14 protein-coding genes and 1 riboswitch are annotated in these 20,840 nt (G+C 40.8%); of the genes, 4 read left to right on the top strand and 10 right to left on the bottom strand.

Features of this window, described 5'->3' with window-relative positions; translation table 11 throughout:
* Positions 1 to 88: 88 nt before the first annotated feature.
* Complete coding sequence (locus IE199_RS20490) at positions 89 to 2,056, top strand: monovalent cation:proton antiporter family protein (RefSeq protein ID WP_189774509.1); 1,968 nt, start codon at positions 89 to 91, stop codon at positions 2,054 to 2,056.
* Here the strand turns inward: IE199_RS20490 and IE199_RS20495 are convergent.
* The 10 genes from IE199_RS20495 to IE199_RS20540 all read right to left on the bottom strand — a co-directional run bounded on the left by IE199_RS20495 (position 2,053) and on the right by IE199_RS20540 (position 12,651).
* A complete protein-coding gene (locus IE199_RS20495; protein WP_229854885.1) occupies positions 2,053 to 3,156 on the bottom strand; it encodes a patatin-like phospholipase family protein in 1,104 nt (367 codons plus the stop codon). The genes IE199_RS20490 and IE199_RS20495 overlap by 4 nt on opposite strands.
* A gap of 267 nt (positions 3,157 to 3,423) precedes the next feature.
* Entirely contained in the window at positions 3,424 to 3,783 is a 360-nt protein-coding gene (locus IE199_RS20500) for a DUF3718 domain-containing protein (RefSeq protein ID WP_229854886.1), read from the bottom strand.
* A 66-nt stretch (positions 3,784 to 3,849) separates the two neighbouring features.
* Positions 3,850 to 3,938: riboswitch (cyclic di-GMP riboswitch) on the bottom strand.
* Positions 3,939 to 4,148: 210 nt separating this feature from the next.
* Positions 4,149 to 4,805: a 3-oxoacid CoA-transferase subunit B gene (locus IE199_RS20505; RefSeq protein WP_189774513.1), complete on the bottom strand. Its 657-nt coding sequence runs from the start codon at positions 4,803 to 4,805 to the stop codon at positions 4,149 to 4,151.
* Positions 4,806 to 4,815: 10 nt separating this feature from the next.
* On the bottom strand, positions 4,816 to 5,517 hold the full coding sequence (locus IE199_RS20510) for a CoA transferase subunit A (RefSeq protein WP_189774516.1): 702 nt from the start codon (positions 5,515 to 5,517) through the stop codon (positions 4,816 to 4,818).
* A 43-nt stretch (positions 5,518 to 5,560) separates the two neighbouring features.
* Positions 5,561 to 6,463, bottom strand: a complete 903-nt coding sequence (locus IE199_RS20515) for a hydroxymethylglutaryl-CoA lyase (RefSeq protein ID WP_189774517.1) — start codon at positions 6,461 to 6,463, stop codon at positions 5,561 to 5,563.
* 3 nt (positions 6,464 to 6,466) lie between these two features.
* Positions 6,467 to 8,494 carry an acetyl/propionyl/methylcrotonyl-CoA carboxylase subunit alpha gene (locus IE199_RS20520; protein ID WP_189774567.1) on the bottom strand — a complete coding sequence of 676 codons (2,028 nt, stop codon included), beginning with the start codon at positions 8,492 to 8,494 and terminating at the stop codon, positions 6,467 to 6,469.
* Positions 8,495 to 8,517: 23 nt separating this feature from the next.
* Complete coding sequence (locus IE199_RS20525) at positions 8,518 to 9,336, bottom strand: enoyl-CoA hydratase/isomerase family protein (protein ID WP_189774519.1); 819 nt, start codon at positions 9,334 to 9,336, stop codon at positions 8,518 to 8,520.
* A gap of 8 nt (positions 9,337 to 9,344) precedes the next feature.
* Entirely contained in the window at positions 9,345 to 10,952 is a 1,608-nt protein-coding gene (locus IE199_RS20530; protein WP_189774521.1) for a carboxyl transferase domain-containing protein, read from the bottom strand.
* A 76-nt stretch (positions 10,953 to 11,028) separates the two neighbouring features.
* Positions 11,029 to 12,198 (bottom strand): isovaleryl-CoA dehydrogenase, encoded by a 1,170-nt coding sequence (locus IE199_RS20535; RefSeq protein WP_189774524.1) that lies wholly within the window; start codon positions 12,196 to 12,198, stop codon positions 11,029 to 11,031.
* Between the two features lie 54 nt (positions 12,199 to 12,252).
* The gene (locus tag IE199_RS20540) at positions 12,253 to 12,651 is read right to left on the bottom strand and encodes a MerR family transcriptional regulator (protein ID WP_189774526.1); all 399 of its coding nucleotides are present in this window, start codon (positions 12,649 to 12,651) and stop codon (positions 12,253 to 12,255) included.
* Between the two features lie 275 nt (positions 12,652 to 12,926).
* On the opposite strand from IE199_RS20540, the gene IE199_RS20545 reads away from it, so the two are divergent.
* The 3 genes from IE199_RS20545 (at position 12,927) to IE199_RS20555 (ending at position 20,799) form a co-directional block, all read left to right on the top strand.
* Complete coding sequence (locus IE199_RS20545) at positions 12,927 to 14,111, top strand: acetyl-CoA C-acyltransferase (protein ID WP_189774528.1); 1,185 nt, start codon at positions 12,927 to 12,929, stop codon at positions 14,109 to 14,111.
* Positions 14,112 to 14,532: 421 nt separating this feature from the next.
* Positions 14,533 to 17,187 (top strand): glycosyl hydrolase family 18 protein, encoded by a 2,655-nt coding sequence (locus IE199_RS20550; protein ID WP_189774531.1) that lies wholly within the window; start codon positions 14,533 to 14,535, stop codon positions 17,185 to 17,187.
* A 342-nt stretch (positions 17,188 to 17,529) separates the two neighbouring features.
* Positions 17,530 to 20,799 (top strand): TonB-dependent receptor, encoded by a 3,270-nt coding sequence (locus tag IE199_RS20555; protein ID WP_189774533.1) that lies wholly within the window; start codon positions 17,530 to 17,532, stop codon positions 20,797 to 20,799.
* The last annotated feature ends 41 nt before the right edge of the window (positions 20,800 to 20,840 follow it).

Raw genomic sequence — 20,840 nt, forward strand, 5'->3', positions numbered from 1 at the left:
ACAATAAAACGTTAAAACTATCTTTGTAAGAGCAACTATTTGGCTATACTATAAATTATAGTTAGTTTTTATTTTTATTAGGTTTTTTGTGTCTACTCACCTTGAAATTGTTGCAATATTAACATCTGCTGTCTTCATCGTGTGGCTTTTTCGAAAACTGCATTTGCCGGCAATATTAGCCTATCTAGTTGCTGGTGTTTTAGTGGGTGAACATGGATTTGGCTTCACCCAAGAAAATGTCGACTATGAGCATTTTGCAGAACTTGGCATAGTATTTTTGCTTTTTACTTTAGGTTTAGAGTTTTCACTACCTAAATTGATGGCAATGCGCCATTTAGTTTTGTCGGTTGGTAGCTTACAAGTAGCAATTTCACTTTTGTTTTTTACGTTAGTTGCAATGCTTTTGGGTCAATCATTCAGTAGTGCACTTGTCATCGGCGGGATATTAGCATTGTCCTCTACTGCAATTGTCATTCGGCAACTTAGCGAATCTGGCGCGATGAAACGAAAGTCAGGGCAGATTTCGGTTGCTATCTTGCTGTTTCAAGATGTTGCTGTTGTTCCTTTATTAATAATTATTCCTATGTTAGCACCAGCAACAGAAGGCTCTATGGCGTCAGCGTTACTTGTTGCCTTAGTAAAAGGTGTTTTTGTAGTTGGTATATTGATGTCTGTAGGTAAATGGATCTTGCCAAGAATATTTAATCTAGTGGCACAGGTTCGTACGGATGAATTGTTTGTGTTAACCACACTGCTGGTTACCTTAGTGGCGTCAGCGTTGACGCAATGGTTTGGGTTATCTATGGCTCTAGGTGCCTTTTTAGCGGGAATGATGTTGGGCGAAAGTCAATATAAACATCAACTAGAAGCAGATATAAGACCATATCGTGATATTTTATTAGGCCTATTTTTTATCACAGTAGGGATGAAGCTTGATCTTAATGTAGTTTTTTCTTCTCCAATTGTAATGTTTACATTGCTAGCAGGCTTTATGTTAGTAAAAGTCTTGGTGATTAAAATGCTTGCCGTCAAAGCAGGTGAACTTGCCAAAGATGGTTGGGCTAGTGGCATTATGTTGGCGCAAATGGGGGAGTTTGGTTTTGTATTAATCGCTCTTGCAACACAATTGAATGTTCTTCCAAGCGACATTGCATCTATTTTACTGGGAGCAGGTATATTAAGTATGGCGATTACACCCTATATGGTAGAACATGCCAGAGATTGGGGAAAATGGCTGAGCAATGAAAAGCAGGTTGATATTCAAGGATTAGACGAGCTACCCACTAACGTCGAGCTTAATGAACATGTCATTATTTGTGGTTTTGGACGCATTGGTCAAACGGTTAGTCGTTTCTTAAAACAAGAAAATATTGACTTCGTTGCAATTGACATAGATCCGCTAAGAACAACTAAAGCCAGAGAAGCAGGCGAAAATGTACTATTTGGCTCTTCAAGAAAAACAGAGTTATTGGAAGCTGCAAAGTTACATAAAGCCAAGTTAGTGGTTATTGCGTTTGGCGAAGATAAACAATCTATTGAAGTGATTCAGAAGGTAAGAAGTTTATCACCTAACGTACCTATTTTAGTAAGAACACGTAATGACGATCAATTGGAAAGCTTACAAAATGCCGGTGCTGATCAGGTTGTTCCTGAAAGTCTAGAGGGCAGTTTGATGTTGGTTTCACAAGTCCTTTCCCTTACTGGTGTACCTTTTTCTCGCATTATGAGGCGCGTACAAAAAGAACGTAAGAGTCATTACAGTCATTTACATGGCTTTTTCCAAGGTGAACATACAGACATGAGCCCTGAGGGGATCGAGAGAATTGAGTTTGCCAATGCAATTAATTTAACTGACGACTCTTATGCCGTCGGAAGATCGCTTCGTTCGTTAAACCTTGTTGCTCGTAGAGTGGTTATAGTAGCGTTAAGACGAAATGGTAATGAATCAGAAGAGCCAGATGAAAATACTATTTTGCAGGCACAAGACACTTTAGTCATTCGAGGCAAGCCAAGACGTGTAGAGCGAGTTGAGCGCTATATGCACGAAGGTGGTTAGCTTGACAAAAACTCCCTAATTTTCTGCTCTTGATTCATTGCATCCATATAACCAACGTTAATCAATTCTTTACAATAAGAGTGATCAAACAGCAGGTAACTAATAAAACTTGATTCCGCGTCATTTGTGATACCTATGCTGCGAAATAGCATTCTAATAGCTAGCGGTAAACGTGAATAATGTTCAACTGCTATGGTATTAAAATCTTGGCTAGGGTTAATCACAAAAGTTTCAATGGGCTTTAATCCTTCTTGACGCTTCTGATCTGCAGGGATCATTGACAGCGTTTGGTTAACGCGGTTGAGTCGTTCCAGATCACTTTGCAATGAATCCGCGAAAATACCATCAAGCAAATGACCTGCAATGGTAGAGGTCGTTGGAGGATGAGGGTTATTTTCATGCAGATGCAATTTATCTTTTGGCTGGGTTACGCCAATAACAAACAGCTTTTCACCGCCTAAATGAATTGCTGGACTTAAAGGCGATAATTGGTGAATTGATCCGTCACCTAAATGTTCGTTGCGTATCCTTACTGATGGGAAGATCATTGGAATGGCCGAAGAAGCCATCAAATGTTCAAAGGTGATATGGCTTGGTACTCCACGCCTTTTAGCTCGAAACCATGGGGGAATAAGAGCATCAGACTGGTAATAACTGATAGAGTCACCCGTTGTATAGCTCGACGTAGTGATAGATAAAGCGTTTAAATAACCGTTGATGATGTTGGTATCTATCCGTTTAAAGTCTAAAACCTCTCCTAATAGTTGTCTTAGCGGGGTATTGTTTAGCAAGCTCCTGGCAGTTTTACTGGCGTAATCGGCTTGAAAGCCTGCGAGAAAGCCTCTGAATATATGGCCAAATACTCGAATAGGATCGCTATGGTAGATGCGTTCGGTTGTGAGGTTTTTCCACACCCATTCAAGCTTTTTAGTGCCCAATTGAAAACATGATGCATAACAAGCAAGCGCAGTTGAGTTTATAGCACCTGCTGACGTGCCACAAATAACAGGGAAGGGTAAAGGGTAATGCCTCGGATAAAATTTGGATATCGCACTCAGTACTCCAACCTGATAAGCAGCTCGAGCGCCACCTCCTGTCAATACTAAGGCATTTTTATTGTTATTGTAACGTGATTTAATTGCTTCAATCTCTACATATAAGTATTTGTCAACCGTGTGAATTTAGAACAAAAACGCAAATTTAGCTCAACACACTTACCTTAATTTTAGAGTGAAAAGCGCTTAAAACCAAGCAATTAAATGGATAAAAAAAGCCAGCGTAAACGCTGGCTTTTTGGTTCGACAGAAGAATTATTAGCTAGTAAAACAAATTACTTGAAATCAAATAACGCCTACTAAAAAATAATTTTAGCTGCTAACGCGTTCGTTAGCTGCATCTATCAATGGTTGCGCTCCATTTTGGATATCTGCGAGATTGTCAGAAACAATCTTCTTCGGTAATTTACTTACAATCAAAGAACCTGTTTCAACAGAACCTCTTTCTGATGCAAATACCAGTAAGTTTTTACCATTACATTCAATACCATTAAAAACCGAACGGATTTTAATTTTATTTGTCTTTAAAAATGTACGCATACGCTTTTTGTCGTCAGCAGCCACGTATTCACATAGGCTTTGCGCTACATTGTTAGCTTGTGCTTTCGGCGCAGAAACAATAGACGTCATTGTTAAAGCAGTAATAGTAGAAACTAGTAATAATTTTTTCATTTTAATAACCTTAAATGCATTAATGAGTTTATTAAAAGAAAAAACCACAGGACGTACCTAATTGAACTCGGTAACTCCGCTGTCATAGGTAATAAATTACCCTTAGACCGGTGGTTTTGCGTAACACGTTTTCGCGTGTTTTGCCTTTTCTTTGTCTCTTTCAGTATCGCGAAATAGTGTGTCAAAATCAAGTATTGTGTAAGTTTGTCTGGTTATAAAAACAGTAGATATACATTAATGTGCTGATATAACAATTATTTAACAACATCTTGAACAGTGTAATCGGCGCCGAAAGTTTACATTTTTTAGGTTAATAAAGAAAAAAGGGGCAAGCTGCCCCTTAGTTTATTTCTATTTATTGTGGCTTAAAATGTCATCTCAGGGACATGTTCTGGCACAATCAACTCACCTGCAGTTAACTTTTGAATCTCTTCTACTGATACACCAGGTGCGCGTTCAAGCAAGTGGAATTTGCCGTCTTTAATTTCAATAAAAGCAAGATCAGTTAAAACTTTTTTAATACAGCCTTTACCTGTTAGCGGTAAAGTACAGTCTGTTAGAAGTTTAGACTCGCCATGTTTAGATGCATGGGTCATAGTAACGATAATATTATCGGCACCGGCGACCAAATCCATTGCACCACCCATACCCTTGATAAGCTTGCCAGGGATCATGTACGAAGCAATATTGCCGTTAACATCGACTTCAAAAGCACCTAATACGGTTAAATCTACGTGACCACCGCGGATCATGGCAAAAGATTCTGCTGAATCAAAAATTGAAGCACCTTTAGCCATAGTAACGGTTTGTTTGCCAGCATTAATTAGATCTGCATCAATTTCTTCTTCAGTTGGAAATTGTCCCATACCTAGTAAGCCATTTTCAGATTGAAGCATCACTTCCATGCCTTCTGGCACGTAGTTAGCAACTAACGTTGGAATACCTATGCCTAAATTAACGTAATAACCGTCTTGTAGTTCTTGAGCAACACGCTGCGCGATTTGTTCTCTTGATAATGCCATGAGTGTCTCCTTATGCGCTTCTTGTTGTGCGTTGTTCAATACGTTTTTCAAACGTGCCTTGAATCAAACGATTAACATAAATACCTGGTGTGTGAATTTGATCAGGATCTAACTCGCCAGGCTCGACAATTTCTTCAACTTCTACCACGGTAATTTTGCCAGCTGTAGCAGCCATAGGGTTGAAGTTTCTTGCTGTCTTCCTAAATACTAAGTTGCCATAACGGTCAGCTTTCCAAGCTTTTACAATAGCAAAATCACCAGTAATTGATTCTTCTAAAATAAAGTGACGACCATTAAATTCACGCTCTTCTTTACCTTCTGCAACTGGTGTACCGTAACCGGTAGCGGTAAAAAATGCAGGGATACCAGCACCACCAGCGCGCATTTTTTCTGCTAAAGTGCCTTGTGGTGTTAGTTCTACATCAAGCTCGCCATTCATCATTTGGCGCTCAAATTCGGCGTTTTCACCAACATATGATGCGATGATTTTTTTAATTTGTCTGTTGGGTAATAAAACACCTAAACCAAAATCGTCAACACCACAGTTATTTGACACAACAGTTAGGCCTTTTGTGCCTTTGCGTTTAATTTCTGCTATCAGGTTTTCTGGAATGCCACAAAGGCCAAATCCGCCAGCGATAACAGTCATGTTATCTTCTAAACCTGCTAGTGCTTCTTCATAGCTAGAGACTACTTTGTCAAAACCCGCCATGATTTACTCCTTGGTAAATAAATATTATCAAGCAAACGTGTACTTACACTTTTGCTCGGTATGCATTGGAAACTTTTGATACAGGCGATTTGCCTAATTTATCACTAATAAACCAACCGGCTGCTAATAATTTTTCGAAGTCTACGCCAGTTTTGATGTGTAAACCATTCAATAAATAAACAACATCTTCGGTTGCTACATTGCCTGAAGCGCCCTTAGCATAAGGGCATCCGCCTAATCCAGCAACGGCACTATCAACGACAGAAATACCGTGTTGTAATGCAGTGTAAATATTTGTTAACGCCTGACCATAGGTGTCGTGAAAGTGCACGGCTAAATGTTGCTTGGGAATACGGGCGCTAACTGCCTGTAACATCTTTTGTACACTGTCTACGGTGCCTACACCAATCGTATCGCCAAGCGATATTTCATAGCAGCCCATTTGGTATAATTTTTCAGCAACATCAGCAACTTGCTCTGGTGCGATATCACCATCATACGGGCAACCAACGACACAAGATACGTAACCTCTAACCTTAATGTTGTTGGCCTTTGCCGCTTCAATCACTGATTCAAATCGAGCTAGACTTTCAGCGATAGAGCAGTTGATATTTTTTTGGCTAAAAGCTTCAGAGGCTGCGCCAAAAATGGCCACTTCATCAGCTTTGGCATCAATGGCGGCTTCAAACCCTTTCATATTAGGTGTAAGTGCCGCATAGGTAATGCTGCTTTGCTTGTTAATACCCTTAAATACATCAGAAGATGTCGCCATTTGTGGCACCCATTTAGGTGAAACAAAACTGCCAGATTCAATATAACTGAGACCTGCGTCAGCTAATTTGTTGATGAGTGCTATTTTATCATCGGCGCTGATCAAGGTTTTTTCGTTTTGTAGACCATCACGAGGGCCTACTTCAACGATTTTAACGCTACTAGGTAATGACATGGTCTAATCCTCCATAGCCGTGAATTTAACCAGTTCACTGCCACCATCAACCATGTCTCCCGCTTGATAAAATACATCGTCAATCTCGCCATCACTTGGCGCTTTAATGGTATGCTCCATTTTCATCGCTTCCATGATCATCAGTGGCTGATCTTTTGTTACTTTATCGCCTTTTGAAACAAGTACACTGACCATAGTACCGTTCATTGGCGCAGTTAACCCACCGTGATTATCATCCAAATCGGTTAAGCCACAATCTGGACGCACCAATGTAAAATTAAATACACCATTGGGGCGATACAAGCTAATGTTGTCGCCATTACGCGAAATAGTCGCTTGACTTTGGTAGCCGTCAATACTGATTTTTAAGGTGTTATTTTCGATACGTCCCTGGCAATCAGTCACTTTACCATTAAAAGCAGGGTGGTCGATCGAGATCAAATAATAACTACTTGTGCCACCGCGTTTTTGCTCAATGGTAATTGGATAATCAAGCTCATTGTGTGCGAGGGTGATTTTATGCAAATGTGCTTCATTTAATCGCCAAGCGCTGGTTTGATTCCATGGTGAATGTGGATCAGCGCTATCAACGGCTTGTTGTTTAGCTTGCTCTGCTTGTGATAATACAACATACAAAGCGGCCATTGGTAATTCGTCGTTTAGCGTCACTTGGTCGTCATGAAAAATTTCGTCGTGATGTTTCTCAATAAAACCAGTGTCAATTTCTTGGTCAACAAATGATTGGCAAGTGGCTAGGTTATATAAAAAGTCGATGTTGGTGGTAACACCGTCTATTTGATATTCGGTTAACGCTTTGGTTAAACGTTGTAACGCTTTTTCACGGTTTTCGTCCCAAACGATAAGTTTGGCGATCATAGGATCGTAATAAACGCTAACGTCGTCACCTTGTCTTACACCAGTATCAACACGCACATGTTGAGATTCTTCAGGCGGTTGTAAAAAATTTAACGTACCGGTAGCTGGAAGAAAATCATTGTTAGGATCTTCAGCATAAATACGAGCTTCAAAAGCATGGCCGTGAATAGCAAGTTGATCTTGTGATTTAGGTAATTTTTCACCCGCAGCAACACGGAGTTGCCACTCTACCAAGTCTTGCCCTGTGATTAATTCAGTCACTGGGTGTTCAACTTGTAAACGGGTATTCATTTCCATGAAATAAAATGAACCGTCCACGTCTAGAAGAAACTCTACTGTACCAGCGCCACGATAACCAATGGCCTTGGCCGATTTTATCGCCGACTCACCCATTTGTGCACGCAACTGTTCACTCATCTTAAAGGCAGGTGCTTCTTCAATCACTTTTTGATGACGACGTTGAACTGAACAGTCACGCTCAAACAAATAGACCGCATTATCGTGATTGTCACAAAATACTTGTATTTCGACATGGCGAGGCTGAGTTAAGTATTTTTCAACTAACATAGTGTCATCACCAAAAGACGACTTTGCTTCACGCTTGGCTGCGGCAAAACCATCCGCAAATTCAGCTTCACTCCAAATTTGGCGCATCCCTTTACCGCCGCCACCTGCGGTTGCTTTTAACAGTACAGGGTAGCCCATGTCATCGGCCGCTTTTTTAATCACAGCTTCTGACTGATCATCACCATGATAGCCTGGTACCAGTGGTACTTGTGCTTTTTCCATGATGGCTTTTGCAGCTGATTTGGAACCCATGGCTTCAATCGCGCCAACAGGTGGACCGATAAAGGTGATATTTTCTTGCTGACAAAGACGACAAAAATCGGCATTTTCTGAAAGAAAACCATAGCCAGGGTGAATAGCTTGAGCGCCTGTTTTCTTGGCAGCAGCGATAACTTTTTCACTGAGTAAGTAACTTTCGCGTGAAGGAGAAGGGCCTAAATATACGGCTTCATCTGCCATGCTGACATGCAGTGCATTGGCATCGGCATCAGAATAAACCGCTACCGTTCTGATCCCCATTTTACGAGCCGTTTTTATCACTCGACACGCTATTTCACCGCGATTAGCGATAAGAATTTTGCTGAACATTTTATTTGAAATTGTCATGTGTATTAGCTCTCGCGATCCGGTGAGATTTCTGTGATCCATTGTGGAGAACGCTTTTCGAAGAAGGCAGTTAAACCTTCTTGTCCTTGCTCTGATACTCGAATGGCGGCAATTCGTTCACTGGTAATGCCAATGATCTCTTCATCGATTTCTCTGTTTGCTACATCTAAAGCGAGTTGTTTGGCTTGGTGTACAGCTTCTGGGCCATTAGCCAGTAATGTACGTACCATAGCGTTGACAGCAGAGTCTAGTTCTTCTAGTGCAACGACTTCGTCAACTAAACCTAACGACATCGCTTTGTCTGCAAAAAAGCGCTCTGCCGTTTGAAAATAACGGCGACAGGCTTTTTGTCCCATAGCGGCGACAACATAAGGGCTAATGGTTGCTGGAATTAACCCAAGTTTTACTTCGCTTAAACAAAAGCTGGCTTTGTCGCTGGCGATAACAATATCGCAACAGCTTGCTAATCCAACTGCGCCACCAAACGCAGCGCCTTGAACTTTAGCAATGGTAGTTTGCGGCATAAAGTTTAGCGCTTTTAACATTTGTGCAAGGGCATTGGCATCGTTTAAGTTTTCTTCATAACTGTAACCAGCCATACGCTTCATCCAAGCTAAATCAGCACCTGCTGAAAAACTTTTTCCGGTTGAAGCAAGGATGACAATACGAATATCACGTCTGGCTGCAATATTGATAAAGAGTTGGCGTAGTTGTTCGATGATGTTGTCATCAAAGGCATTGTGTTTGTCTGGATTATTAAGTGTCACGGTGGCAACACCATATCGGTCTACTTCAAATAACACAGAATCTGTCGTTAAACTCATGTTGCCTCCTACATTCTAAAGATACCAAACTTGGTATCTTCGATCGTTTTGTTTAAAGATGCAGATATGGCAAGCCCTAATACTTGGCGTGTATCGGCAGGATCAATCACTCCGTCATCCCATAGCCTAGCAGACGCATAATATGGGTGACCTTGGTGTTCATAGGTATCGATGATCGGTTGCTTAAATTGGGCTTCCTCTTGTTCTGACCAAGATTCGCCGAGTTTTTCTTTTTGATCACGTTTTACCTGTGCTAACACACCAGCAGCCTGTTCGCCGCCCATTACTGAAATACGCGCATTTGGCCACATAAATAAAAATCTTGGGTCATAGGCTCGGCCACACATGCCATAGTTACCAGCGCCAAAACTGCCGCCGATTAATACGGTAAATTTGGGCACATTGGCGGTGGCAACAGCTGTAACCATTTTGGCGCCATGTTTTGCGATGCCACCGGCTTCATATTGTTGTCCTACCATAAAGCCAGTGATGTTTTGTAAAAACACCAGTGGAATTTTACGCTGTGCGCAAAGCTCAATAAAATGCGCACCTTTTTGCGCAGATTCACCAAACAAAATACCGTTGTTAGCGACAATACCTACCGGATAGCCAAATATTCTGGCAAAACCACACACTAAAGTGGTGCCATATAGCGCTTTAAATTCATCAAATTCACTGCCATCAACAATACGTGCGATGACTTCTCGAATATCAAAAGGCTGACGGCTGTCTTTAGGAATAACACCATAAATTTCTGAGGTTTCATAAGCGGGCTCTTGTACCGCTTCGATATTGACACTCACTGGCTTTACGCGATTTAAGTTTTTAACTGCGGTTCGAGCGAGTTCAAGGGCATGATGATCGTTTTGAGCGTAGTGATCGGCAACACCAGAGGTGCGACAGTGCACGTCAGCACCGCCTAAATCTTCTGCTGATACGACTTCGCCAGTGGCTGCTTTAACTAAAGGTGGGCCAGCTAAGAAGATAGTACCTTGTTCTTTGACTATGATAGATTCGTCAGCCATGGCGGGCACATAAGCACCACCTGCCGTACATGAGCCCATCACTACTGCAATTTGTGGAATAGCTTGCGCCGACATATTGGCTTGATTAAAGAAAATTCGACCAAAATGTTCACGATCAGGAAAAACATCGTCTTGATTAGGTAAGTTGGCACCGCCAGAGTCAACTAAATAAATACAGGGTAGATTGTTCTCTTGTGCGATAGTTTGTGCGCGCAGGTGTTTTTTAACAGTAAGCGGGTAATAAGTACCGCCTTTAACGGTGGCATCATTGGCAACAATAATGCATTCTTGTCCACCAACACGCCCAATGCCGGTAATAATACCTGCGGCTGGTACGTTGTCTTTGTAAACATCAAACGCCGCTAATTGCGACAACTCTAAAAACGGTGAGCCTGGATCAAGTAGCGCATTGACTCGATCACGAGGTAGTAACTTGCCGCGTGATAGATGTCGTTCTCTGCTTCGCTCGCCACCACCAAGTTTAATTTGTTCTAATTTTTCTTTTAAATCGTTAACTTGAAGCTGCATATGTTCAACATTATCAATGAACTCTTGGCTTCGGGTGTTAATTTTTGAAATGATTTTAGCCACAGTGTTACCTTTTTAGTTAACTTCGCTGTGAAAATAAGGTTGAAATACAGGCCGCTATGTTAGCGGCCTGTCACAGTTATTTGCTTTCGTTGAATAATTCGCGGCCAATTAACATGCGACGAATTTCAGAGGTGCCCGCCCCAATTTCGTACAGTTTGGCATCACGAAGTAGACGACCTGCTGGAAACTCATTGATGTAACCGTTACCGCCAAGTAATTGGATCGCATCTAATGCCATTTTAGTTGCAAGTTCTGCGGTATATAAAATTACACCGGCAGCATCTTTACGTGTTGTTTCACCGCGGTCACACGCTTGTGCCACCATATAAACATAAGATTTTGCTGCATTCATTTGTGTATACATGTCAGCAATTTTGCCTTGGATCAACTGGAACTCACCAATAGATTGGCCAAATTGTTTACGGTCGTGAATATATGGCACAACTAAATCCATACAGGCATCCATAATACCTAACGGGCCGCCTGATAATACTAATCGCTCGTAGTCTAAACCTGACATTAATACACGAACGCCTTTACCTTCCTCACCTAAAATGTTTTCGGCTGGCACTTCACAGTCTTCAAATACAAGTTCACAGGTGTTAGAGCCACGCATGCCTAACTTATCGAGTTTTTGGTGGCGGCTAAAGCCCGGGTAATCGCGTTCAACAATAAACGCTGTAATACCTTTTGAACCAGCATTTACATCGGTTTTTGCATAAATAATATATACGTGGGCATCTGGACCATTGGTGATCCACATTTTATTGCCGTTTAAAACGTATTTATCGCCTTTCTTCTCTGCGCGTAATTTCATGCTAACTACGTCAGATCCCGCATTGGGTTCAGACATAGCTAAAGCACCAATGTGCTCACCAGAACATAATTTAGGTAAGTATTTTAGTTTTTGTTCGTGAGTACCGTTTTTACGCAGTTGGTTTAAACATAAGTTTGACATGGCGCCGTAACTTAAACCTACAGAAGCAGAAGCGCGCGAGATTTCCTGCATAGCAACAACGTGCTCCAAATAACCTAAGCCAGAACCACCGTATTCCTCTTCAACCGTCATACCTAATAGACCCATGTCGCCAAATTTGCGCCACAAGTCATTTGGAAATTCGTTGTCAATATCAATTTGAGCTGCACGTGGTGCAATTTCATCACGGGCAAAGGCATTGACTTGGTCACGGATCATGTCAACCGTTTCGCCCAAGTTAAAGTTGATTGAAGAAAATGTAGAAATCATGATGTTTCCTTTTATAAATATTTTACTAGTTGCAGGTACGTTATGCGTTGCTGATTATTTGTTGTTTTCTATCTCAGTTAACGCATTGCGACAGTTGTTTTCTAAGCCTGTTAGTTCGACCAAAACCGCTTTAATATCTTCTAACTGCTGATTAAGTTCGTCTTTTTTTAGTGCAATTAAATCCATGATGGTATTTAACTGAGTAACGCTGGATTTATCAGCGTCATATAATTCAAAAAGTCGACCCGTTTCAGCAAGTGAAAAACCGAGTCTTTTGCCACGTAAGATTAACTTTAGACGAACTTTATCTCTTTGGTTATAAATTCGTGTTTGCCCTTTACGTGTTGGGTGGATTAATCCCTGATCTTCATAAAATCGGATACTTCTGGTGGTAATATCAAACTCTTTTGCCAGTTCACCGATAGAGTAGGTTGCCGTATTTTTGTTGCTCATTGCACACCCATAATTAATAATAACTGGCTTACCATAACATGAAGTTTACGTTTACGTAAACTTCCTTTGTTGATATCGTTACCTAGTTAAAATTTTCGCAAGTGGAAATTATCTAATACAGTCAACGGGTCTACTGACTGAATGAACTATTTAGTTTACGTTGGCGTAAACGTAAATATAAGTTAACCTAATTGACACTATTTTATAAATAACAGCATTGCTCTATTATTTACAAAGCTATAAATAAGAGCGCTAAGCGCTAATTGGAGAACATTATGTCTAATCAAGATCCAGTGGTTATTGTTGCAGCTAAAAGAACGCCTATGGGGGGCTTTTTAGGCAGCTTATCACCTGTTGCTGCACCAAGTCTTGGAGCAACTGCCATAAAAGCAGCAGTTGAAGCGGCAGGTTTAGCTAATGATCAAATTGATGAAGTTATTATGGGGTGTGTTTTACCAGCAGGGTTAAAACAGGCACCAGCACGCCAAGCGGCTTTAGAAGCCGGCCTTGAGTTATCTACCGTATGTACCACTATCAACAAAGTGTGTGGTTCGGGTATGAAAGCGGCGATGCAAGCGAACGATGCTATTTTAGCAGGTTCTATTGATGTTGCCGTTGCTGGTGGCATGGAGAGCATGACTAATGCACCTCATTTACTGCCTTCAGGACGTTCAGGCATCAAAATGGGCGCGGGACAAGTATTGGATCACATGATGGTCGATGGCCTTGAAAATGCTTACGATGGCGTATCTATGGGCTGTTTTGCACAAGCTACTGCTGACGATGTTGCGTTTACACGTGAACAAATGGATGAGTATGCTATTCGCTCATTATCGCGTGCAAATGAAGCGATTGAATCTGGTGCTTTTACCAACGAAGTTGCTCCAGTCACGGTTAAAACACGTAAAGGTGATGTTGTCGTTGATACTGACGAACAACCTGGCAATGCGCGTCCGGACAAAATTCCTTCTTTGCGTCCCGCATTTAAAAAAGACGGTACCATTACTGCGGCTAACTCAAGTTCTATTTCTGACGGTGCTGCAGCTTTAGTTTTAATGAGACAATCAGAAGCTGAAAAGCGTGGTTTAACACCATTGTGCAAAGTGGTCGCCCATGCAACACATGCTCAAAAACCTGAAGAATTTACAGTAGCACCTGTTGGTGCGATGAAAAAGGTGCTTGATAAAGCCAGCTGGTCTGCAAGCGATGTTGAATTATGGGAAATTAACGAAGCTTTTGCCATGGTGACTATGTTGGCCATCAAAGAACTTGAGCTTGATGTTGAGAAAGTAAATGTCAATGGTGGAGCGTGTGCTTTAGGTCATCCACTTGGTGCAAGTGGTGCACGTATTATGGTAACGCTTATTAATGCACTAAAAAATCGTAATTTACACAAAGGTGTTGCTTCGCTATGTATTGGTGGTGGAGAGGCAACGGCAATCGCTGTAGAAATGCTATAAACACATTGTTTATGTGTATCAGAGGTTAAAAGGTTAACCGCTGAAACTCTTATGAGGGCCATTGTATTTGCAATGGCCCTTTTTTTAGTCGGTTTTGTTACACTGAACGATAAAGACAGTTAGAGACAAACTCATAGCTTTTGTTAAGTTGTTTCAATGCGTTAGCTGTATTGATGTTTTATTAATCACTTAATTGGAATAGTTATTCACAATGTCAGTGTTTTTAGATATGCTGCTTGATAAATAAAAAAGCAACCTTTGCACTGATGTGCTGAACCAAAGGGATATGTTGTTAAACGATTTCACGTCTTTATTTCAAAAACTTTCAACGTATTGTGCACGGTGTTTGTGGTTCGCCTTACTATTTATTGCCTGTTTATTTCTCAAGCCTGCAAACGCTAATTCCGAAAAACCAATCATCATGGGGTACTATTCTCAATGGGCTATTTATAGCCCTAATGTACTCATCCAAGATTTACCCGTTCATTTAATGACCCACTTGGTCTATAAAAATGCAGATTTAACTCGGCATGGTGAGGTAGTGTTAGGTGACCGTTTTGCAGATATTGAACATTTGTATCTTGGAGCTGACAGAGATGACGAATACTTGGGCAGTTTTGGCCAGTTAAAAAAAACCAAACGTGACTACCCAGAGCTAAAAACGGTAATTAGTATTGGTGGTTGGAGCCGTTCTGAGCACTTTTCTACTTTGGCAAGTACATCCGAGGGACGTGCTATTGTGGCTAAAAACGCTATTGCGTTTATGAAAAAGTATCAATTTGATGGCATTGAAATTGATTGGCAGTTTCCAATTTATCGAACATCAAGCCCCGACATTGTTAGTAGGCGCGACAATGATGGCAATAACCTTAATTTGTTATTACAAGAAATCAGACGTCAATGTCATGCACAAAATCTTAATTGTTGGCTGCAAACGATATTAGCGCCATATAGTTTAGAAACAAATTGGGATGCTACTACACTTAATCAGCAAGTTGACGCTGTGGTTATTGATGTAACACGATTACCCGGAGACCAAGGAGAGTTAGCCGAGCCTCAGTCGCCGCTTTTTGCTAATAAAGGTGAACGCTCCGTTGATTCTGTCATCAATATATTGTCGTCATTTGGTGTGAACAAAGACAAAATGGTAATGACCGTTGGTTCATTTGCTGTTGGTTGGGAAGGTGTACCTGATATTAATAATGGCTTTAAACAGCAACACAAAACCTTAAGCTGGGGGAGTTGGGACGGGCAACACAGCGGCGCAACGGGTGTGTATAACCAAAAAAATCTATCGTATTTTTTGTCAATTGAAGACTATATCGAATACTGGGACGAACGAGGAAAAACCAGTTATTTGTTTAATCCTAAAAAATATGGCGGACACTTTATTGCGTTTGAAAACAAAAGCGCTATCGCCGCTAAAGTTCTCTACGCCAAGGATAATCAATTGGCTGGAATGGCCGTTAGACAGCTTCATAATGGTGATCGAGCGTTAATTGATGTATTTGATCAGTATCATTTTTTTACCAGTAGATATTACAAAATGCTTGAGTTTTGGCTGCAAAACCGTGATGCGCTTATTGTACTGTTGCAAATGATGTCGATTATTTTGATAGGGATTATTGCTTTTACTGTATTGTTGAACAAAAGAAATAAGGAAGATTTTATACAGCACCAAACGTTTTACCGTTTACAGTACTGGTTACAAGGCATTGAGTGGCCGCTTTTAAGTGTGGTTACTGCTGCTAACCAAGCAAAAGACAAAGCGTTACTTTCTGCACAACAAGTGAAAGCCATTACCGAACTTTCTTCTCAGGTTTTACAGCCTTTAGCGTCAATTCTCTCTGAAACAAAACTTAACTCATCGGTTAATCAGATATTTAAAGAAGTTGTTCATTTGCAACAAATCTTGCAAAACGTGGCGACTTTATCTGAACTTGAACATGGCCGACAGATATATTGGAACAAAGATGTTTCGTTGCAACTATTGATAAATCCAGATGGATTGCAGCAGTTTTTATACAATTTATGTGATTTTGCTAGCCAACACAGTAGCCAATTTGAACTTATTACTTTGCATGTTGCGTTTGATCAACAAGGGGGAACAATTGAGTTAGCATGGGCAGCGGGCGATCAGATAACGTCTTTAAACCATACTAGGCTCAATGCACTACATCATCAGGCGAAGCTACTTGGTGTTTCTCTTTACACCAACAACGCAAAAGGCAACTTTACCATAGTATTTCCATCAGAGCTGGTTATGCAAAGTCACAGAGCACAAGAGGGGATTGCATTTAATTTTCAGCAAAAAAAACTGATCGTTGATAATGTCGAATTGGTCAATGAAAACAAGCCTCAGTTATTAGAAGATTCTGCCTCAAAAGAGTTAGCAATAAAACGAGCCCCGTCACTCAATTCATTGTTTATGGCGATCACTTCGTTCAATTTGTCGACCGCGCCGAGTAAAGACATATACAAAGGTTTAGAGCAAGCTTGCCAATATTTTATCGACATTTTGCAGCAAGAGACAAAAATTACCATCAATCACCATGATCAATTGGTGTCTCGATTAGGAGAAGAAGCTCTTTTATCTAAGAATGAGGTATTGGTTAATGCTGATGATATTACTGTTGAAATTGTCACTAAAAATAAATTAAGTGAATCCGATCAACAATTAATACAAGTTTTAGTGTACCAAACGTTAATGGTGCAAAAAGCGATACAGTCTTTGCTAAAAGAGCCAACTGTTTTGTCAGAATTATATGAACTAACCCGTTTTAAGGAAAAAACAAAATATTTAAAAGCCGAGTCAGGTTATACCGGAATATATGTTCAAGGTAAAAAAGAGCCCAGATATATTTCTATGCGATTAAGAACCGTGCGTTTGTATTTTGATGAAACTGCCTTGTTACAAATACATCGTTCTTATTTAGTGAATCCCAAAAAGGTTGAGCGGGTAAATCGTGTTTCAAAATTAAAATATGAAGCCATTATTGGTAAAGAATCGTTACCTATAAGCCGAACTTTTATTCCTGCAATTCAGCAAAGTCATCCTCATTGGTTTAATCATTAACATGTTTTAGGGTTCAGTTTATGAATGTGATAACGGGTGTGTTTTTAATAAAAACCTTTAAAAACAGATTGATATGTGAGTTGTTGGTACGCTTCATGAATTGAGCATGCAAAGCTATATCACTGATCAGTCACGCTTGATATGTTTAGGTGGTCACTAGGCTAACACGTGGTACATCGGATAAATTTTAAGTTTGCTCTTATAAGGTAAACTAGCATTCGATAATGACATGAGTATTAAACACTTGGATTTATATAAGCTGTGTTTCGGGGTAAGCAAGCGCAAAATATTACGCCTAAGTGATAAGGGAATACCATTAGAAGAATAACTAGAGGTTCGCATATGTCGACGTCATTTAATAAAAGTTTGATCGCTTTAGCGATAATGGGAAGTGCAACTGTAGCTTATGCTCAGGAGCAAAATGCTGCGAGGACGGTAGCAAAAGATAAAAAAGCGAATGAATTGGAAGTCATTGAAGTATTGGGGATGCGCCAAAGTGTGCAAAGTGCCCAAGACCTGAAGCGCTACGCGGACACGGTAAAAGATGCCATTACAGCCACAGATATAGGCGCTTTGCCTGACGTATCAGTGACTGAAGCATTGCAACGTTTACCTGGGGTTACCATAGAGCGTTTTGCCGCATCAGATGATCCAAAACATTTCGCTGATGAAGGAACCAGTGTATTGGTTCGCGGATTAGACCGAGTGCGAAGTGAAGTAAATGGCCGTGATTCTTTTAGTGCGAACCCTTATGGCGGTTTAAGTTATGAAGATTTTCCAGCCGAGCTTTTGGGCGCGGTAGAAGTATTTAAAAATCAAACCGCAGATTTAATCTCTGGGGGAATTGCAGGTACCGTTAATCTGGTTACACGCAAACCGTTTGATTCTGACAAGCGTTTGATAGCCTTTGGTGCTAAAGCCAACTATGGTGATTACCGCGAAGAAACTACACCTTCGTTTAATGCTTTATTCTCAGATAGCTGGGATACCAATTCTGGTAAGTTTGGCTTATTAGTTGCCGCTTCTCGCTCTGAACTACAAACTCGAGGTGATGGCTTTGGTTTAGGTAACTTTCATAGCCGTGGTCCTGTAGATACCTTCTCATACGACCAATGGGGAACGCCAAGTCCTGGTGTTATCGCAGGTCAATATTCTAATCCTTGTATTCCTGGAGCTTCTGACTGGCGTGCATGTGGGCCAGATTTTGCCGATACAGTCCAGTACTCGGACGAAGATGCTGCGGCATATACGCCTGAATTTGAAGGTCAAGCGTTAGAGGGGCAACCGGACGGGGTAACTTGGTATGCACCAGCGAGCTACACCATTACGTCAGCCGAGAACGATCGCATTCGTCGTGGCTTTACTGCGTCACTTCAATGGCAAAGTAAAGATGAGCGCATAACTGCTACTTTAGAGCACATAAATTCAAAAGCATCTTTAGAGTGGCGCGAACATGTTATCGCTTCTGGTGATCGTGGCTTCTTGCCATATGCGCCAAATGCTATTCAATGGTTTGACGAAAGTGCTGATGGTAGGCCATTAACCGTTGATAGTGATGGTTATGTTACTTCAGGAGTTGGTCGTTCAAATGAACCTGAACTACCATTGCAATTCCGTTCGCGTTACAACTTCAATGAAAGCACTGTTGAAGATACCTCACTTAACATTAAATTCAAAGCAACAGACAGATTGACGGTTGACTTTGATTATCAGCACATTGATTCAGAGCAAATTGTACATAATAACTCATTAACTTCTCGTATTAATGGCAACCAGACCTCAGAATTTGCGCCATTTTTCTTAGATTTGAGGGGATCATCTCCGACTATTGAGTTTTTAAATGAAAACACGTCAAATCCAGCAGATGTCGAAGCTGATACTAATCCAATATTGCGTTTAGCAAGTGGTATGCAACAAGAAGAGCATAACGAAGCTAATTCTCAAAGTATTAAATTAGATTTTGATTATGCGTTAGATGGTGCTTTTACCGCTATTAAAGCTGGCGTTTATTATTCAGATAAGGAACTTACGGTTCGAGATACTGACTACGAAGGTTGGCAAGCATTAGGTACGCCGTGGAATGCTCAAGCTTCATATAATGCGTCTCCGCAGGTAGTTCCTGAGTTATACCAAAGAGTAAACTTTGGTGATCATTATAATAATCGTACTTTAATAGGGGCATATAACAGCTTTTTGTTTCCACGAATGGACTTAGCTGAAAATTATGCTCAAACATTACGTAATGGCTGCGGTACTTGGATAGCTCAAGGAACAGCGATGGACGGCAGCGGTGGCTGTGCTGTACCGTATGAAGACCTTAGCGACCGCGTTCATTCGCACTTTGCACCTCGTCATATTAGTGGTAGCAACACGGAGCGCACTGAAGTTTACCTACGAGGTGACTTTGATTTTGATATCGAAAAGTATGACATTATTGTCAAAGGTAACCTTGGATTAAGGTATGTAAATTACCAAGTAGAGTCCAGTGGTGGAATTAATTTACCGTCGACCTCTCGTCGCGGTGCTGATGAAACAGGCTCACTTTATCAAGTGATGAAAAATCAATATCCGAGTCTTTTTGCTTTAGCATCAGGTGAAAGCTATTTAAGCACTATCGATGGTACTGACTACAGCACAGTCTTACCGAGCCTAAACTTAAACTTTGGTATTACTGACGATTTCATTATTCGATTTGGTGCTTCGAAGGGGCTTTATTACCCGAGCCTTGTTGATTCAGCTAACCGCATGAACATCAGCTTAGATTACCAAGAAGTGTTACAAAATCCTGCTGAGGGTAAAGATGAAGTAACAAACCCGACAGTGGACTTAACCAACATTGAAGTGAGTGCCAATGCGCGTAATGCTTTCTTAGAGCCTGAAGAATCGGTCAACTTTGACTTAACTACCGAATGGTATTTTGCGGAAGCTGGCTCGGTAACTGTCGGCTTATTCCACAAAAAACTGTCAAACATTATTCGCAACAAGCAGTTTTCTACCGAAGTTGAAGTAGGTGGCTCTGTGTATCCTGTTTCGGCATATGGCCCTGCCAATACAGGGTCAGGAACTATTCGTGGTATCGAATTTTCATACTCTCAGTTCTACGATATGTTACCTGGTTTGTGGAGTGGTTTAGGTCTTCAGTTTAACTATACCTATATTGATCAAGATGGCTTAGAAGATCCAAATACTGCTCCAACAGAAGCGTTAAAGTATGATGGACAAGGTGTACCAGTTGTTGATAACCGCAATAGCTTCCGTCAGTTTACTGGCTTGCCGCTACAAGGTTACTCAGATCAAAACTTCAACATTGTTGGTATGTATGAGAAAAATGATATTTCTTTCCGTTTAGCTTATACCTGGCGTTCAGAGTACTTACTAACGTTAAGAGAGTCTGAAGAGTTTGTTCCTGCATATTCGAAAGATCAAGGGATGATGGATGCAAGCTTGTTTTATACCATCAATGAAAACTTCAAAGTTGGTCTACAAGTGAGCAATATATTGGGTGAAGAAACACAAACCCAGTATCAACAAAACCAGCAAGGTAAGTTAACCGATGCGTTTACCTTTACGACCGACCGTCGTTATGCGTTAACACTTCGCGCAACTTTTTAATCTCGCCGTAAAGTTGGTTAAAGATGTTACGCAGATTATTC

Origin of the sequence: Thalassotalea marina, assembly GCF_014656435.1 — a bacterium.
Taxonomy (GTDB): Bacteria; Pseudomonadota; Gammaproteobacteria; order Enterobacterales; family Alteromonadaceae; genus Thalassotalea_C; species Thalassotalea_C marina.

Coding starts and splice junctions, on each gene's coding strand:
- IE199_RS20500 (WP_229854886.1), bottom strand. CDS start 3,783: ATGAAAAAATTATTACTAGTTTCTACTATTACTGCTTTAACAATGACG.
- IE199_RS20505 (WP_189774513.1), bottom strand. CDS start 4,805: ATGGCATTATCAAGAGAACAAATCGCGCAGCGTGTTGCTCAAGAACTA.
- IE199_RS20510 (WP_189774516.1), bottom strand. CDS start 5,517: ATGGCGGGTTTTGACAAAGTAGTCTCTAGCTATGAAGAAGCACTAGCA.
- IE199_RS20515 (WP_189774517.1), bottom strand. CDS start 6,463: ATGTCATTACCTAGTAGCGTTAAAATCGTTGAAGTAGGCCCTCGTGAT.
- IE199_RS20520 (WP_189774567.1), bottom strand. CDS start 8,494: ATGTTCAGCAAAATTCTTATCGCTAATCGCGGTGAAATAGCGTGTCGA.
- IE199_RS20525 (WP_189774519.1), bottom strand. CDS start 9,336: ATGAGTTTAACGACAGATTCTGTGTTATTTGAAGTAGACCGATATGGT.
- IE199_RS20535 (WP_189774524.1), bottom strand. CDS start 12,198: ATGATTTCTACATTTTCTTCAATCAACTTTAACTTGGGCGAAACGGTT.
- IE199_RS20540 (WP_189774526.1), bottom strand. CDS start 12,651: ATGAGCAACAAAAATACGGCAACCTACTCTATCGGTGAACTGGCAAAA.
- IE199_RS20545 (WP_189774528.1), top strand. CDS start 12,927: ATGTCTAATCAAGATCCAGTGGTTATTGTTGCAGCTAAAAGAACGCCT.
- IE199_RS20550 (WP_189774531.1), top strand. CDS start 14,533: ATGGGGTACTATTCTCAATGGGCTATTTATAGCCCTAATGTACTCATC.
- IE199_RS20555 (WP_189774533.1), top strand. CDS start 17,530: ATGTCGACGTCATTTAATAAAAGTTTGATCGCTTTAGCGATAATGGGA.